General features: G+C 44.3%; 15 protein-coding genes. 8 read left to right on the top strand and 7 right to left on the bottom strand.

The window, feature by feature from the left end; genetic code table 11:
- A partial coding sequence (locus BHV72_RS07515) for a glycoside hydrolase family 88 protein (protein ID WP_286855538.1) occupies positions 1–1,204 on the top strand: 1,204 nt, incomplete at its 5' end.
- Between the two features lie 15 nt (positions 1,205–1,219).
- Positions 1,220–2,491, top strand: a complete 1,272-nt coding sequence (locus BHV72_RS07520) for a DUF2264 domain-containing protein (RefSeq protein WP_005676912.1) — start codon at positions 1,220–1,222, stop codon at positions 2,489–2,491.
- A gap of 214 nt (positions 2,492–2,705) precedes the next feature.
- Here BHV72_RS07520 and BHV72_RS07525 read toward each other — a convergent pair whose 3' ends face one another.
- On the bottom strand, positions 2,706–3,926 hold the full coding sequence (locus BHV72_RS07525; protein WP_005676911.1) for a M16 family metallopeptidase: 1,221 nt from the start codon (positions 3,924–3,926) through the stop codon (positions 2,706–2,708).
- Positions 3,927–4,031: 105 nt separating this feature from the next.
- On the opposite strand from BHV72_RS07525, the gene BHV72_RS07530 reads away from it, so the two are divergent.
- The 4 genes from BHV72_RS07530 to BHV72_RS07545 all read left to right on the top strand — a co-directional run bounded on the left by BHV72_RS07530 (position 4,032) and on the right by BHV72_RS07545 (position 8,115).
- Positions 4,032–4,565, top strand: coding sequence for an LOG family protein (locus BHV72_RS07530; RefSeq protein WP_005676910.1), 534 nt, complete (start codon positions 4,032–4,034; stop codon positions 4,563–4,565).
- Between the two features lie 4 nt (positions 4,566–4,569).
- Positions 4,570–5,175 carry an SIS domain-containing protein gene (locus tag BHV72_RS07535; protein WP_005676909.1) on the top strand — a complete coding sequence of 202 codons (606 nt, stop codon included), beginning with the start codon at positions 4,570–4,572 and terminating at the stop codon, positions 5,173–5,175.
- Positions 5,163–6,083: a carbohydrate kinase family protein gene (locus BHV72_RS07540; RefSeq protein ID WP_005676908.1), complete on the top strand. Its 921-nt coding sequence runs from the start codon at positions 5,163–5,165 to the stop codon at positions 6,081–6,083. Before BHV72_RS07535 ends, BHV72_RS07540 begins: the two co-directional genes overlap by 13 nt.
- 109 nt (positions 6,084–6,192) lie before the next feature.
- Positions 6,193–8,115 carry a DEAD/DEAH box helicase gene (locus tag BHV72_RS07545; RefSeq protein WP_005676907.1) on the top strand — a complete coding sequence of 641 codons (1,923 nt, stop codon included), beginning with the start codon at positions 6,193–6,195 and terminating at the stop codon, positions 8,113–8,115.
- Positions 8,116–8,294: 179 nt separating this feature from the next.
- On the opposite strand, the gene BHV72_RS07550 is transcribed toward BHV72_RS07545, so the two are convergent.
- The 5 genes from BHV72_RS07550 to ruvB all read right to left on the bottom strand — a co-directional run bounded on the left by BHV72_RS07550 (position 8,295) and on the right by ruvB (position 14,960).
- Positions 8,295–10,433: a S46 family peptidase gene (locus BHV72_RS07550; protein ID WP_022043171.1), complete on the bottom strand. Its 2,139-nt coding sequence runs from the start codon at positions 10,431–10,433 to the stop codon at positions 8,295–8,297.
- Positions 10,434–10,452: 19 nt separating this feature from the next.
- Positions 10,453–11,808 carry a TIGR00341 family protein gene (locus tag BHV72_RS07555; RefSeq protein ID WP_005676905.1) on the bottom strand — a complete coding sequence of 452 codons (1,356 nt, stop codon included), beginning with the start codon at positions 11,806–11,808 and terminating at the stop codon, positions 10,453–10,455.
- Between the two features lie 3 nt (positions 11,809–11,811).
- Positions 11,812–13,308: an oligosaccharide flippase family protein gene (locus BHV72_RS07560; RefSeq protein WP_122295603.1), complete on the bottom strand. Its 1,497-nt coding sequence runs from the start codon at positions 13,306–13,308 to the stop codon at positions 11,812–11,814.
- A gap of 52 nt (positions 13,309–13,360) precedes the next feature.
- Positions 13,361–13,744, bottom strand: coding sequence for an endonuclease domain-containing protein (locus tag BHV72_RS07565; protein ID WP_229066542.1), 384 nt, complete (start codon positions 13,742–13,744; stop codon positions 13,361–13,363).
- 184 nt (positions 13,745–13,928) lie between these two features.
- Positions 13,929–14,960 (bottom strand): Holliday junction branch migration DNA helicase RuvB, encoded by a 1,032-nt coding sequence (gene ruvB / locus BHV72_RS07570; protein ID WP_005676902.1) that lies wholly within the window; start codon positions 14,958–14,960, stop codon positions 13,929–13,931.
- A 345-nt stretch (positions 14,961–15,305) separates the two neighbouring features.
- On the opposite strand from ruvB, the gene BHV72_RS07575 reads away from it, so the two are divergent.
- Positions 15,306–16,538 (top strand): spore maturation protein, encoded by a 1,233-nt coding sequence (locus BHV72_RS07575; protein ID WP_005676901.1) that lies wholly within the window; start codon positions 15,306–15,308, stop codon positions 16,536–16,538.
- Between the two features lie 16 nt (positions 16,539–16,554).
- Entirely contained in the window at positions 16,555–16,971 is a 417-nt protein-coding gene (gene ybeY, locus BHV72_RS07580) for an rRNA maturation RNase YbeY (protein ID WP_005676900.1), read from the top strand.
- A gap of 119 nt (positions 16,972–17,090) precedes the next feature.
- Here ybeY and BHV72_RS07585 read toward each other — a convergent pair whose 3' ends face one another.
- Entirely contained in the window at positions 17,091–17,513 is a 423-nt protein-coding gene (locus BHV72_RS07585) for a lipocalin-like domain-containing protein (protein WP_005676899.1), read from the bottom strand.

Consider the following 17,513-nt stretch of genomic DNA (forward strand, 5'->3'; position numbering starts at 1 on the left):
CCAAGCAGAAAAAGCATTTATCAAAGAGAATATGGAATTCGCCACCAAACAATATAGTTTGATGATGCAAACCCCTGCACAAGGAAAAAATGGAAAAGCTATCATGCCACACAGTATGCGCAAAGACGGTACTCCCAGCAAAGGAAGTATTTACCTTTGGACAGCAGGCTTTTTCCCTGGTACATTATGGTATCTATCAAACTACACAGGTGACAAAGCTTTGCAAGACTCTGCCTTAGTTTATACACATCAAATGGAACCCGCAAAGACCTTCACAGACAATCATGATATTGGATTCATGATGTATTGCAGCTATGGTAATGCCAATCGCTTCGCACCAAAAGACGAATATGAGGACATATTAGTAGAATCGGCACGTTCACTCTGTACACGTTTCCGCCCTCAAGCAAAAGTCATTCAATCATGGAATGGATTTCGCAGTTGGCACGGTGACAAAGTATATGATTTTCCTGTTATCATCGACAATATGATGAATCTAGAACTATTATTCCATGCCTCCAAAGTGACGGGTGATGAAAGTTTTCGTAAAGTGGCTATTTCACATGCAGAACAAGTAATGCACCATCAAGTACGTAAGGACTACAGTTGCTTCCACATCATATATTATGATAAAAAAACAGGCAAGCCCATCAAAGGAGAGACTTCTCAGGGATATTCCGATAATTCAGCCTGGTCACGTGGACAAGCTTGGGGAATCTATGGATTTACCATGTGTTACCGTGAGACGAAAGACAAACGCTTCTTGAAAACTGCAGAAAAGATGGCAGACTTCTACCTTGATCATCCCAACCTTCCTTCCGACAAGGTTGCCTGGTGGGACTTTAACGCCTTTCAAGAAGGTTACACACCCGGTATCCGTTCCAACGCCTGTAAAATGGTAAATAACTACCGCGACGCTTCCGCCGCAGCCTGCGTAGCTTCGGCATTACTGGAACTGAGTACTTATAGCAAAGGTAGCAAAAGCAAGAAATACCTGGAAAGTGCCAAACAGATTCTACATGCACTAGGTAGTACCAACTACCGTGCCGAGCTAGGTAAGAATGCAAACTTTATACTGATGCATAGTGTAGGTGCCGTACCTCACAATTCAGAAATAGATGTGCCGCTAACGTATGCCGACTACTATTTCATCGAAGCTTTACATCGTTATAACCGAATGCTGGACGGAAAAAGTCCACTATAAATAAAAGGAAAAAACATGAAAAGAAAGAATTATCTAATCTGTTTACTAACGGCTATAATACTACTGCCAATAGGAGTACAAGCCAAAGACAAGAAAAAAGGAAAGAAGAATATTCCCATGACGGAAATTCAAACCACTGGCACCCAAGATCGCGCCATATGGGTAAAGCTACTTTGGAAAATATCATATCCTGTCATCCATAACCTCGCAGAAGGAACACTACACCAGAATATGCCCATTGAGACCCGTAGCGGTGAAACAGCAGGCTACAAAGACATGACACATCTGGAAGCTGTAGGCCGCACACTCGCCGGGGTTGCCCCTTGGCTAGCACTCCCCGATGATGATACAGAAGAAGGTAAACTACGCAAGCAGATGCGTGAAGAAGTACTGAAAGGATTAAAAAATGCAGTAGATCCTGCATCACCCGACTTACTGAACTTCACCAAACACGCTCAACCTATCGTAGATGCCGCCTATCTGGTACATGCCTTCCTCCGTGCCCCCAAAGCTTTATGGGAACCATTGGATGAAGTTACAAAAGAACGCTATATTAAATCCTTCCAATCCTTACGTGATCGTACTGGTGCTTACAACAACTGGCTACTCTTCACCGGACTAACAGAATCATTTCTGTTGGGAAAAGGTGTACAATACGACCAGTTCCGTATTCGTGTAAGTAAAAATAAGGTAAAAGAATGGTATGTAGGCGATGGCTGGTATAGTGATGGTCCATCATTCAGTATGGATAATTATAACGCCTACGTGATGCATTCTATGATGGTAGCTATGCTGGAAAATCTTTTACCCAAACGTTGGGCAAGTCAGAAGGAGCTAGACGAAGCTATGAACCGCATGATACGCCACTCTGAATTTTGTGAACGTATGATAGCTCCCGATGGCACATATCCCGCTTTCGGACGTTCGGTTACTTATCGTACCGCTGCATTCCAATCGTTAGCAGACGTAGCTCTACGCAAAAAATTGCCCTCACACGTTTCTCCCGCCCAAGTACGTTGCGCCCTGACTGCCGTACACCGAAATATGTATGAGGGAAATCAGAACTTCGATAAGGATGGTTGGTTAGTGCTCGGCTTCAACGGTCATCAGCCAGAATGTGCTGATGGTTATACCTCCACTGGCAGCCTTTATATGGCAACCTTAAGTTTTCTACCTCTCGGTCTTCCCGCTGATGATCCGTTTTGGACAGATGCATACGCAGATTGGACTAGCAAAAAAGCTTGGAAAGGAGGACATCTACACAAAGATTACAAAGTGGAATACTAAAACAGGGTTATCAAATGGTCCAGAAACCAACCTTTATAACTTAGCAAGGCATGAAAATTTGTATATAAACAATAAAAATGTTGTGATTAAATAACCAATTACCATCCTCCTGTATTATCCTCTAGTATAACGGTATAGAGTTAATACAAGGGGATGGATCCAAATGGTTTAATCCGTATACCACTATCTTTTACTGCATAGCAATCTCACAATACTACCTGTAAATCAGCGTTGACAAATATTCCTCAGCAAACATCTCATTGGCGACTTCCAACAAAGTCTCTGCAGTCAAAGCCTCTATACGTTTAAAGACAAGCTCGGATGATTCGTACTTATGGTAATGCAGGAAAGTTTTCGCCATGCCCAACGCATTATTCTCAAAATTATCGGAGGCCACCCCGATTTGTCCGATCAACTGCTTCTTGGCTGCCGCCAACTGAGAAGAAGTCATTTTCACATCCCGCATTCGTTTCAGTTCCTTATAGGTCAATTTCAAACAAGTATCCATATCTTCAATATCCGTCCCGAAGTAGATGCAGAAAGCACCTGTATCGGTATAAGAAGTCAGATTGGATTCGACATTATAAACCAATCCCCTGCGTTCACGAAGAGAAACATTCAGTTTGCTGTTCATTCCAGGACCGCCGAGGATATTATTCAGCAGATAGAGTGCGGTACGTTTGTCGTCGTATGCATTATATCCACGGCTACCAATCATTACATGTGCCTGATGTGTGTCTTTAGTTACCGTTAAATGTTCAGGAATATAAAGAGGCGGAGGCGTACGGCGGTTCTCAATTTCCACAGCAGGAATATCCGACATATATTTTTCTGCCAGACGGATAATTTTCTTGAAATCATATTGTCCTTGAACGAAAAACACCATATTCCCCGGCTGATAGAACCGACGGGTAAAGGACAGGACATCCTCCGTTCGAAAACTCCTCAGAAGTTCCGGTTTCCCCAGAATGTTTCTTCCCAGCGGATGATTACGGAATATCATATCTTCGAAATCATCGAAGATCAATTCGGAAGGATTGTCTTCATAGGATTGGATTTCGTCAATAATCACTTCTGTTTCCTTTTCAATCTCATGTTGCGGAAAAGTAGAATGGAATACAATATCCCCCAGTAGCTCAAGCGCACGTTCCAGATGTTCTGTCAGGAAGGCGGAATAGACAACCGTTTCTTCTTTATTCGTATAAGCATTGAGGTCACCGCCTACATTCTCCATTCGGTTGAGAATATGCCAAGCTTTCCGTTTCACCGTTCCCTTAAAAATAAGATGTTCTACAAAATGAGCCATTCCCTGTTCATTTGCCGCTTCATCACGGGTGCCGGCATCAATCGCAAAACCACAATAAGCTACTTTTGAAAGCGTCGGTTCATGGATAATACGCAGGCCATTAGGTAATGTATATTCGTTGCAATGCATTGTTTTCTACTTCCTTATTGAATTAATGCCACAAAAATACAATAAAACTTATTGCTGTTTATAGAAAATTGCAGATATTTGTGGACTATAACAGTTACAACGTATATGGAAAAGATAGGAATTTTCTGTTCTGCCTCTGAAAACATTGACAAAATGTACTTCGAAAGTGCTCGCCGAATAGGCGAATGGATAGGACAGACAGGCAAAACGTTGATTTACGGAGGAGCCAACCTCGGACTTATGGAATGCGTAGCACGCACCGTAAAAGAAAACGGGGGTAAGGTCATTGGAGTAGTCCCGACCAAACTGGAAGAAAATGGTAGAGTAAGCTCTCTACTGGACGAGGTGATTCATACCCGCAACCTGAGCGACCGCAAAGATATAATGACGGAAAAGTCGGATGTATTGGTGGCACTGCCTGGAGGCGTAGGCACACTCGACGAAGTTTTCCACGTTATAGCTGCCGCTTCTATTGGCTACCACCACAAGAAAGTTATCTTCTATAACGAATATGGTTTCTACAACGAGCTGCTGAAAGCACTCAAAACCTTGGAAGAAAAAGGCTTTGCCCGCCAACCTTTCTCAACCTATTACGAAATAGCAAACACTCCGGATGAACTAAAAGAAAAAATAAACTGATCATATGATAGACTCCATTAAACAACTTTTGCAACAGGAAGCACAGGCTGTGCTCAATATCCCTGTAACAGACGCTTATGAGAAAGCAGTACAACTTATTGTTGAACAGATACATCAGAAGAAGGGAAAACTAGTAACTTCCGGTATGGGGAAAGCCGGACAAATTGCGATGAACATTGCTACCACTTTCTGTTCTACGGGTATTCCCTCTGTATTTCTGCACCCTAGCGAAGCACAACATGGTGACTTGGGTATCCTGCAGAAAAATGATTTGCTCCTGCTTATCTCCAACTCCGGCAAGACGCGTGAAATCGTCGAACTTACCCAACTTGCTCACAATCTGGACCCGGAACTGAAGTTTATCGTTATCACGGGAAATCCAGATAGTCCGTTGGCGCACGAATCGGATGTTTGCCTGAGTACCGGTAAACCTGCCGAAGTTTGTACGCTGGGTATGACTCCTACTACTTCGACTACTGCCATGACTGTTATCGGCGATATTCTGGTAGTACAGACCATGAAGGAAACCGGATTCACCATTGCCGAATATTCGAAACGCCACCACGGAGGTTATCTGGGAGAAAAATCAAGATCACTATGCGAAAAGTAATCGGTATCGGAGAAACAATCCTCGACATCATCTTTCGAGGCGACCAGCCTTCCGCAGCCGTACCGGGAGGCTCTGTATTCAACGGCATCGTATCCTTAGGCCGGATGGGAGCAAACGTCGGTTTCATCAGCGAAACCGGTAACGACCGCGTGGGAAACATTATCCTGCAATTCATGCGTGACAACAATATCCCGACCGACCATGTGAATGTATTCCCTGACGGGAAATCACCGGTATCTCTGGCTTTTCTCAATGAGCAAAGTGATGCCGAATATATCTTCTACAAGGATTACCCCAAACAACGTCTCGATGTCCTGTTCCCCAAACTGGAAGAAGACGACATTGTCATGATAGGCTCCTACTACGCCTTGAATCCGGTATTGCGGGAAAAGATTCTCGAACTGCTCGACCAGGCGCGCGAGAAAAAAGCTATTATCTACTATGACCCCAACTTCCGTTCTTCACACAAAAACGAAGCGATGAAACTCGCTCCCACCATTATCGAGAATTTGGAATATGCGGATATTGTACGAGGCTCATTGGAGGACTTTTTCTATATGTACGGCATGCAGGACGCGGACAAGATATACAAGGATAAAATCAAATTTTACTGTCCTCGGTTTATCTGTACTGCGGGAGGAGAAAAAGTATCACTCCGTACAAATTTAGTTAATAAAGATTATCCGATAGAACCATTGGAAGCTGTCAGTACCATTGGAGCAGGTGACAACTTCAATGCCGGGCTGATCTACGGATTACTTAAATACGACGTCAGATATCGTGATTTGAACAACCTGAACGAAGCAACCTGGGATAAGGTTATCCAGTGCGGAAAAGACTTTGCCGCAGAAGTCTGCCGGAGTTTCAGCAACTCCGTATCCGTAGAATTTGCGGAAAGCTATAAATAATACCCGCGAAATAGAATAGCGGTACAATATTTTATTAACTGATAAATGATAGTTGATTCAACTATATTGACTATCTTTGCACCCGAAATAAAAGATATACAGAGATTTAATGAAGACATTTGAAGAGCTTGGCGTTTCTCCGGAGATACGTAGAGCAATTGAAGAAATGGGATACGAGAATCCCATGCCGGTACAAGAGGAAGTGATTCCGTACCTTTTAGGAGAAAATAATGATGTAGTAGCTCTTGCACAGACAGGAACAGGTAAAACAGCCGCATTCGGCCTGCCCTTGCTCCAACAGATTGACGTAAAGAACAGAATTCCACAATCGCTTATCCTCTGCCCTACTCGTGAGCTTTGTCTCCAGATAGCAGGAGATTTGAACGATTATTCCAAATACATTGACGGGCTGAAAGTACTCCCGGTATACGGTGGTTCTTCTATTGACAGTCAGATACGCAGCCTGAAACGCGGTGTACATATCATCGTGGCCACTCCCGGACGTTTATTGGACTTAATGGAGCGCAAGACCGTATCCTTGTCCACTATTCGCAACGTGGTAATGGACGAAGCGGACGAAATGCTGAATATGGGATTTACGGATAGCATCAATGCTATTCTTGCCGATGTTCCCCAAGAACGTAATACGTTGCTTTTCTCTGCAACAATGAGCCCGGAAATTGCGCGTATCTCAAAGAACTATCTGCGCAACGCTAAAGAAATCACTATCGGCCGCAAGAATGAAAGTACCAGCAACGTAAAGCACGTTGCCTATACCGTTCATGCTAAAGATAAGTATGAAGCACTGAAGCGTATCGTAGACTATTATCCGCAAATTTACGGTATCATTTTCTGCCGCACACGTAAGGAAACACAGGAAATTGCAGATAAACTGATGCAGGAAGGTTATAATGCCGACTCATTGCACGGTGAATTGTCACAGGCACAACGTGACGCCGTGATGCAGAAATTCCGTATCCGTAACCTGCAACTGCTCGTTGCTACGGACGTAGCTGCCCGCGGGCTGGACGTGGACGACCTGACACACGTCATCAATTACGGATTGCCGGATGATACGGAAAGCTATACTCACCGTAGCGGACGTACAGGACGTGCCGGCAAGACAGGTACTTCTATCGCCATTATCAACCTGCGTGAGAAAGGGAAAATGCGTGAGATTGAACGTATTATCGGCAAGAAGTTTATTCCCGGAGAAATGCCGACTGCAGCAGGAATTTGTCAGAAACAGTTACTTAAAGTAATTGACGACCTCGAGAAAGTAAAAGTAAACGAAGAGGAGATTTCTGAATTCATGCCCGATATTTACCGTAAGCTAGAATGGTTAAGTAAGGAAGACTTGATTAAACGAATGGTTTCTCACGAATTTAACCGCTTTGCCGAATATTACCGCAACCGCGCAGAAATAGAAGTACCGACCGATAGCCGTGGCGAACGTACCGGAAGAGGTGACCGAAAAGAAGGTGGTTTCGAAAAAAGAAGCCGGAAAGCTGCTCCGGGCTTCAACCGTTTATTCATTAACTTGGGCAAAACGGACAGTTTCTTCCCCAGTGACCTCATCGGCTTGCTGAATAGCAATACACGTGGACGCATTGAATTAGGACGTATCGACTTAATGCAGAACTTCTCTTTCTTTGAAGTTCCCGAAAAAGAGGCTATCAATGTCGTAAAAGCTCTAAGCCGTGCGAAATGGAACGGACGGAAAGTCGTAGTAGAAGTATCTAGTGAAGAAGGCGGAAAAGGACATGAAAACGGTTCAAGTGAACGCAAAGGCGGAAAACGATTCGGCAAAGGAGAAGATCGTACTCCACGCTACGACAATAAAGATAGAAAAACAAAAGATGCTTCTACCAAAGGTCCAAAATCCGGCAAAAAAGAAAAACCGAGTCGTGCAGAACGAGGCTATTCGGATGCTCGCGGTCCAAAAAAGAAAGACGACTGGCAGGAATTCTTTAAAGACAAAGAACCAGACTTCAGTGAAGAAGGGTGGGCACGCAGAAAACCAAAGAAATAAAAACTTTCAAAGCAAAAACCATAGAATTCCCCTTTTGAGGGAATGGTTACTTCTTTAAAAAAGTTGTACCAAAAACGTTTATATAACCTTTTATAAGGTGAGTTCAATATAAACTTAATGATTATGCTTCCCTTCCTTTGGAAAGGAAGGAGAAGCATGAGAATGAAGTTATATCAAACTCACCTTATTTTTAATTCTTTTATCAGATTCCCCGCTTTCCCGTATTTCTCGATAATAAAGAGCATATAACGCACATCCACACCGATACATCGTTGTAAATCGGGTTCAAATACAATATCACTGCTCATGGCTTCCCAATTGCCGTCAAACGCCAGACCGAGCAACTCTCCCTTACCGTTGAACATGGCACTGCCGGAGTTTCCTCCTGTTATATCATTGTTGGAGATAAAGCAGACATTCATATCTCCCTGTTCATTGGCATACCTGCCGAAATCGCGGGAAGATAATAAAGACAAGAGTTCCGGCTGCACGGCAAAGTCAATGTCTCCGGCATGCTCTTTTACCTTCTCAAAGATACCTTTCACTGTTGTATAATAGCCGTAAGTAGCCCCGTCGAAAGGAGAATAACCACTGACCGTCCCGAAACTGAGCCGCATGGTCGAATTGGCGTCGGGATAGAAATTACGGTCGGCATACATACGGCGCATGGCATCATTGAATAAGCGCTCTCCCTGTTCGATCTGCTCGGAAGCTTCGGAAATACTCTGGTTCATCTCATAATATTTCACAATCAGGTCAAGACTCAAAGATACGGCAGGGTCTTCAATCAGATTATACGTCGTATCCCGTTCCAGAAAGCGTTTCAAACCTTTAGGCGAGGTTATATTGGATGTTGCATACAAGGAGTCTACATAGGCTTGGATATTCCCGTTATAGAGCGTGTCGATCTTATCGTACATAGCGGGAAGATACTTCTTGTCCACTTTCGTTTGATACTCTTTCAGCATGGCGGCAAAGACTTCCTTGTCAATGGCAGTATCCAGGTTGTCATACTTTTCCAACAGCTTCTTCATACGGCTTACCACTTGCTTTTCTTCCGCCTCAAAGTCGAAGTTCAGAATTTCAAGCGCAAGCTGAACCAATTCAGGACCATTGATAAATGCTTCACCGAAATAAGCCAAGGCACGGTTTATCTCACGACGATTGCCATAATTCAGCTCCAGGGAAGAGAATAAACGGATAAGTTTCTCCCTTTCTTCGGGATGCGCCTGAATCCATTCGCGCAGTGCAGCCTCAGCAGCACGTTTCTTTTCCAGCACTTTCAGGTGTTGGATCGCTTTATTGGTTCCGATACTATTCTTCCAGTAATTAGAGCTTTCATCGTACTTTGAGGCATACTTGATACGGATGTCCGGACGACGGTCCATTTCCCGCTTCCAAATAGCCTGTTTCACTCCACGCACGTCAATCATAGCCTGATTGATGCCGTTCATCATCTCCTCGATACCATACGAAGAGAGATAACGCTCCGTACTCCCCGGATAACCGAGCGTCATACAGAAAGAGCCTTCCTTATATCCTTCCAAAGAGACAGGAGCTACATATTCAGGATGATAGGGCACATTGTCCGGAGAATAATCCGCCGGACCGTTCTGAGTGTTCGCATAGATACGGAATACGCTGAAATCGCCCGTATGACGCGGCCACATCCAGTTGTCCGTATCCCACCCGAACTTACCGACAGAGGAAGGGGGAGCAAATACCAGACGGACATCATTATAATCACGGTAAACAGACAGCCAGAACTCATTTCCCGCATAGTAGGCGTCAACAATACCCGTCAAGGTGGAGTCCTTTTCCGATACTTCCATCCCGATTACATTCATCACAGAATCGACTGCCACCCGCCGCTCGGATTCCGTCTTAGCGTGTTTGGCGGCAGACAATACCCGCTTGGTCACATTTTCCGTACGAAGCAGGAAACGGACATATAACTCGGGATTCGGCAGTTCTTCTTCGAGGCTACGGGCCACAAAACCGTCTTTCAGATAATCATGTTCTACCGAAGAATGCTGCTGGATACTACTGAAACCGCAATGATGATTGGTGAACACCAACCCGTCTTCCGATACGACTACTCCCGAACAAAAGCCGCCGAAACTGACAACGGCATCCGCCAGACACGGCTTCTTCGGATTATATAATTTATTTACAGGCATCTGCAAACCAAGTTCTCTCATTACCCGGTCTGTTTGCTTATTCTTCTTAAGATTTCCCAATAGCCACATTCCCTCATCGGCAAAAGCATTCGACAAGCAAAGAGCAAGGACAATAACTGCGGTCAGTCTGAATTTCATGCTATTATTTTTAGATTCTTTATTCGGTAATCAACCTCAACTTTTTCGCCCCTACCCGGGCTTTCAGCCACTCGCTGATTTTCTCTTTCTCCGTATTCGTCGGATGTTTGGCAAACTTCATGACAGCCAGCGTCACCGTATCCGTTTTCATCGAATCTACCCGTACTTCGAGCGAGTGAGCAATGGAAAGCGTAGTGATAGAAGGATAAAGCACCTTCAGTTCCGGCACCAGTGTACGACTCATTTCATCATACGATTTATATTGTTGGAGAGTTGTCTCCAGTTGAGTTATTTTGACTTTCTGTTCCTGAAGCCGTTGTTCGCTGTTCTTGTAGAAGTCTTCCATTACCATGGCACGGATAGAAGACACATCCACCGCTTCGTTGTTCATACCCTGCAATACTATCAGCTTGGTATCTTCAAGTTTATACTCTTTCAGTTTACTGCGGGCTATGGAGATCGAAGCGTCCGGCACTTCCGAGCCGATCAGGACAACACGGACTTCCTTATGTTCATAGCTGACCTTTTTATCAAGCACTTGCGTATTCTCGAATCCCAACTGTTCGTTGATAAACCGGTTGGCCGCCGCTTCATAGAAAGTACTTTTGATAATGCCGAATGTCAGATAAACAGCCGGGCACATCGTCAGAATCACAATCAGGATGATATATTTACGCACCGTCTTTTCACGGTTTTTATCAACGAACTCTTTCCGCTGGAAATGCATCACACGCACACCGATAAAAGTTGCGAGGCTAATGAATACGGAGTTTATGAAGTAGAGGTAAAAGGCTCCCAGAAAATAGATCAGATTACCGGAAGCCAGCCCGTAACCTGCCGTACAAAGCGGCGGCATCAATGCCGTAGCGATAGCGACACCCGGAATTACGTTCCCTTTTTCTTTCGTAGAAAGAGCCACCACACCTGCCAGACCACCGAAAAGTGCGATGAATACGTCATAAATTGTCGGCGATGTGCGGGCCAGCAACTCTGACTGCGAACCGGCAATAGGCGCCAGAAGGAAGAAGATTGTCGCCGTCGTCACACTGAAAGCGGTCGTAATAAGAAAACTCTTTAAAGAACGTTTCATCAGTTCGAAGTCGTTCAAGCCGACAGAAAGCCCTACTCCCATGATAGGCCCCATCAACGGAGAAATCAACATGGCACCGATGATCACGGCGGTAGAGTTCACATTCAAGCCAAGTGACGCCATGAAAATGGCAAAGATAAGAATCCACAGGTTCGCCCCCTTGAACTCCACACCTTTACGGATAGAATCAACTGTTGCCAGTTCATTATCCTTATCCTTTCTCAAATCCAGATATTCGCCTAAAAAGGACTTTATGGCGAATTTATTACGTTCATCTGTCTTCATAAGTTATTTCTTCTTTATAAATCGATTAATAACAGGTAGCTGACTTAACGGCAAATCTTTCTTGACGATGTATGCTACAAACAACAATAAAAGCACAGTACGGAAAGCCAGACGGAGCACAAGATCAGAAATCGGCACTTGTTCGCCGATCACATACAGTACCGCAGCAAGCAGGATATAAAGCCCCAGACTTTTCAAGTCATACTGAATCGGATACTTCTTCTGTCCCATCCAATAGGACAACAGCATAATCACCCCATATCCGGCAACAGAAGCCCACGCAGAAGCGATATAACCATACACAGGCACAAACACAATGTTCATCACCACAATAATGGCACATCCTATCAGTGAGAAATAAGCCCCCCAACGTGTTTCATCCGTCAGTTTATACCAAAAGGAAAGATTGAAATAGATTCCCTTACATATTTCTGCAAGCATCACAACAGCCACTACTCCCAGCCCTTCCCAATATCCTCTTGCCACCAGATAGCGCAACAAATCCAAATAGAACATCACGGCAAGGAAAGCCAACAATGAGAAGATGAGGAAATATTTCATTGCAGCCGCATACATTTTACGATTGTCCCCTTCTCTGTCTTTTCCAAAAACAAAGGGTTCGTATGCATAACGGAAAGCCTGCGTAAACATAGCCATTACCATAGCAATCTTACTGGTAGCCGCATAAATGCCCAACTGGACCAGTCCTTCCTGACGATCCTCGAAAAGAAACGGATAAATCATCTTATCCACCGTCTGATTCAGAATACCGACCAGCCCCAGAATCAACACCGGGAAAGAATATACTATCATTCGTTTTAGCAGTGCCTTGTCCAACTTATAAGCAAAGCCTCTCAATTCAGGAATAAAGAAGAACATCTGCACTGCCGAAATAATCAGATTACTGATGAAAATATAACCTACCAGATAATCCGGATCATAAAACCAGGAAACCGTTGCCGGAAAATGAACATTCAGCCACGGACAGAGCAACAGAAAGAACAGATTCAAGCCGATTCCACCGATAATGGAAAGCAGTTTAATAGCCGCAAACTTAATCGGTCTTTTCTTATAACGTAAGTAGGCGAAAGGAATGCACTGGAAAGAATCCAAAGCCACCACCATAGCCATCATCGCTATAAACTCGGGATGATTGCCATAATCCAGCAGATTGGCGATCGGTTGCAGGAACAGTAGACAGAGAAGGACGAAAATCAAGGATACCCCGCCTACTGAAAGCAAAGAGTTTGCATACACTTTCATCGGATCTTCCCCTGATTTATTGGCAAAGCGGAAGAAACCCGTTTCCATACCGAACGTGAGCAGTACGAGCATCAAAGCTGTAAATGCATAGACATTTGATACTACTCCATAGCCTCCGGAAGAAGCCGGTAAAACTGCTGTGTACAACGGTACCAGCATATAATTGAGGAATCGACCGACAATACTACTCAGTCCATAAATCGCAGTATCTTTTGCTAATGATTTCAGTCCAGCCATGTTCTATTTTATCAGATTAATGATATTATAATACTACCTTCACCAAAATTGATTAAAAGTCGGTAGTATCTCCATTCTCCTCCTTCGGGAAGGAGGAGTACCCGTAGGGGGAGGTGGTAGGATTTTCTCTCCTTTTTTTCACAACCTCCCGAATCTCCTCCACAATCCGCGTAGGATTCTCAAATACGACTCTATTCTCAAAACGTATTACCCAAATATTTTTCTCATTGACGAGAAAACGTGCACGATTATCAGCATAATCCATAGCTTCCGTAGTAGAATGTACTTCACCGTCCAACTCTATCCCCAGCCGGAATTGCGGGCAATAAAAGTCTAAAATATAAGGACCGACACTATGCTGCCGACGAAACTTAAGTCCATCTATTTGCTGCCCTTTGATTAACTTCCAGAGAGTGGCTTCGGCAGAAGTACTCATATTTCTTAGATCTTTTCGAACGGATTTTAGTTCGGGCTTATTCATTATATCGTGCATAGATAATTGTTTTATGTATTCACCTACCACCTCCCCCTACGGGTACTCCTCCTTCCCGAAGGAGGAGAATGGAGATACTACCGACTTTTTACTTTAATCAATTCCGGTGAAATGGTACCGCCCACTATCAGTCGTTAAACAATGTTTTCTGACTGTTATAAAGGCTTCTTCCCAAATGTTTGTAGGCAAGTTCGGTCACCTCACGTCCGCGAGGAGTACGCTTCATGAATCCTTCTTTTATCAGGAAGGGTTCGTAAACTTCCTCAATCGTCCCCGCATCTTCCCCCAAAGCCGTAGCAATGGTAGTGATTCCCACAGGACCGCCCTTAAACTTGTCTATAATCGTACAAAGTATCTTGTTGTCTATCTCATCCAGACCGTACTTGTCAATATTCAATGCCTCCAGTGCAAACTGGGCTATTTCCGTGTCAATAGAACCGGAACCCTTCACCTGTGCAAAGTCGCGCACCCGGCGGAGCAAGGCATTGGCAATACGCGGCGTCCCACGGCTGCGGGAAGCAATCTCTCCTGCCGCACGCAACGAGCAAGGCACATCCAATATGGAAGCGGAACGACGGATAATGTTACTCAAGATATCATCATCATAGTATTCCAGATGCAGATTGATTCCGAAACGTGCACGGAGCGGTGCCGTCAGCAGACCACTGCGTGTTGTTGCGCCAACCAGCGTGAAAGGATTCAGATCTATCTGGATGCTACGTGCCGAAGGCCCTTTATCAATCATGATATCAATGCGATAGTCTTCCATGGCAGAATAAAGATATTCTTCCACCACAGGCGACAAGCGATGAATTTCATCAATAAAGAGTACATCATTCGGTTCGAGACTGGTCAGCACACCTGCCAAATCTCCCGGTTTATCGAGCACCGGACCGGAGGTTACCTTAAAGCCGACTCCCAACTCGTTGGCAATGATATTTGAAAGCGTTGTTTTTCCCAATCCGGGAGGTCCGTGCAGCAGGACATGGTCGAGTGCTTCGCCACGCAAGCGTGCCGCCTTCACAAAGATGCGAAGGTTTTCCACCACCTTATCCTGTCCGCTAAAGTCCTCAAAACTCAACGGCCGGAGTGCATTCTCAAAATCCCGTTCCCTTGAAGTAAGCTGATGTTCGCGTATGTTAAAATCTTCCTGTTCCATTTATTTCTTGAAAGTAGGAGACAAAGATAGAGATTTACATTCATTTTCAGTACAAGAAAAACGAATAAAAACTCCGGGCACGCTCTGAATGGCAGCTATCGGAAGGCTATTTATAAAGATTTAAGAGAATATAGGGCCAACCTTGTGCCAACGTATTGGCACAGCCATGCCACCCTGTTGGCACTATCGTGCCACTGCGATGGCACAGTTGTGCCAGCGGGGAAGCACTGTCTGTGCAACGAAGTCTTCATCTATGACGTGTCGGGAGACAACCTTTTATCCTGTTATTAGTTTATTTGAAACGTAATAACTACTTTTGCATCATCTATATACACGCTATCAACTATGGTTTTAAATTACATCTGGATAGGATTCTTTGTCGTCGCCTTTATTATCGCCCTTATAAAAGTAATTTTCCTGGGAGATACGGAGATATTTACGGCTATCATGAACTCTACATTCGATTCGTCAAAGACAGCTTTCGAAATCTCGTTGGGACTTACGGGAGTATTGGCCCTCTGGCTGGGTATCATGAAAGTCGGAGAGAACAGCGGACTGATTAATGCTCTGGCACGTTTCCTGAGTCCGGTACTCTGCCGATTGTTTCCGGATATACCTAAAGGACATCCGGTGTTAGGCTCTATCTTTATGAATATGTCCGCCAATATGCTCGGACTGGACAATGCCGCCACCCCGTTGGGACTAAAAGCGATGAAAGAATTGCAAGAGTTGAATCCGAAAAAAGATACCGCTTCCAATCCGATGATTATGTTTCTGGTGATTAATACTTCCGGCCTCATCATCATCCCGATCAGTATCATGGTTTACCGGGCACAAATGGGAGCTGCCCAGCCTACGGATGTATTTATTCCTATTCTGTTAAGTACCTTCATTTCCACTCTGGTCGGGGTCATAGCAGTCAGTATCGCCCAGAAGATAAACCTGATCAATAAGCCCATTCTGATTTTAATGGGTATCATCTGTCTTTTCTTCTCCGGTTTGATTTACCTGTTCCTAAGTGTTTCTCGGGAAGATATGGGCACTTACTCTACCCTGATAGCGAATATTCTTCTGTTCAGTGTCATTATCCTGTTTATTTTAACGGGTGTCAGAAAGAAGATTAACGTATATGATTCTTTCGTGGAAGGAGCCAAGGAAGGGTTTACGACAGCTGTGCGCATTATTCCTTATCTGGTTGCTTTTCTGGTAGGCATTGCGGTATTCCGCACTTCGGGAGCCATGGATTTTCTGGTGGGAGGTATCGGATACGTAGTAGGACTATGCGGAGTCGACACAAGCTTTGTGGGAGCACTGCCCACTGCATTGATGAAATCGCTTAGCGGCAGCGGTGCCAACGGGTTGATGATTGATACAATGAAGGAACTAGGGCCGGATTCGTTTGTAGGACGCATGAGTTGCGTGGTACGCGGGGCGTCGGATACCACATTCTACATCCTTGCCGTTTACTTCGGCAGCGTAGGTATCACCAAGACCCGCAACGCCGTCACCTGTGGCCTGATAGCCGACTTCTCGGGTATCATAGCCGCTATCTTAATCAGTTATTTATTTTTCTTTTAAATCATAACATTCAATTATGGCTGTAACTTATCAAACAGAAGGCATCAAAATGCCTGAAATCAAGAAACGCGAGACTACGGAATGGATCAAAGCCGTAGCTGCTTCCTATGGAAAAAGACTCGGTGAAATCGCTTATATTTTCTGTTCCGATGAAAAAATTCTGGAAGTAAACCGCCAATATCTGCAACACGACTACTACACGGACATCATTACTTTCGACTATTGTGAGGGCGACCGCCTGTCCGGAGACTTGTTCATCAGCTTGGATACGGTACGCACCAATGCAGAACAATTCGGCGCTTCTTATGACAATGAACTCCACCGTGTCATTATTCACGGGATACTTCATCTTTGCGGTATAAACGATAAAGGACCCGGAGAACGGGAAATTATGGAAGCGGCGGAAAATAAGGCGTTGGCAATGCTACACTAAATACCAGACTTTCTCAATCATCCTCTATAAATGGAAAAACGCCCTATCGTAATCACTACGACAGGGCATTCTCATTAGCCTTCGCTAATTAACATTAAATTATTTAAGAGAGAGATTTATTACTTCTTGTCGGGAGCCACTTCCGAAGTGACTAACTTCTTGATAGACTTGGTATTCAGATACAGGAAAGCCAACCGTGGAGGTCCGTCCTGCGCAACCAATTCCAATGAATCAGGTGTTATGTAACCTATACGTTCACGTGTCTTATACACTTCCACCTTTCCATCTTCTCCTTTGCTAAACCCTTCAACGATTAAATAACCATCTTTATCAATCTTCCAAGTCTTCAAATCCAAAGAGGGAATATTGACGGCAGAGCATTTCCCACCTTTTTTAAACTCAAATCCTTTCAGTTCACCGGTAGACTGATAGGTATAAGGATTGCACCATTTACCTATAATTTGTTTCTCCACCTTCTTCTGTCCATAGCTGCTGAATGCAAAGCAAGACAGAGCCATAACTGTCATTAATAGTTTCTTCAT

Source organism: Bacteroides sp. 43_46, assembly GCF_001915455.1.
Taxonomy (GTDB): Bacteria; Bacteroidota; Bacteroidia; order Bacteroidales; family Bacteroidaceae; genus Bacteroides; species Bacteroides caccae.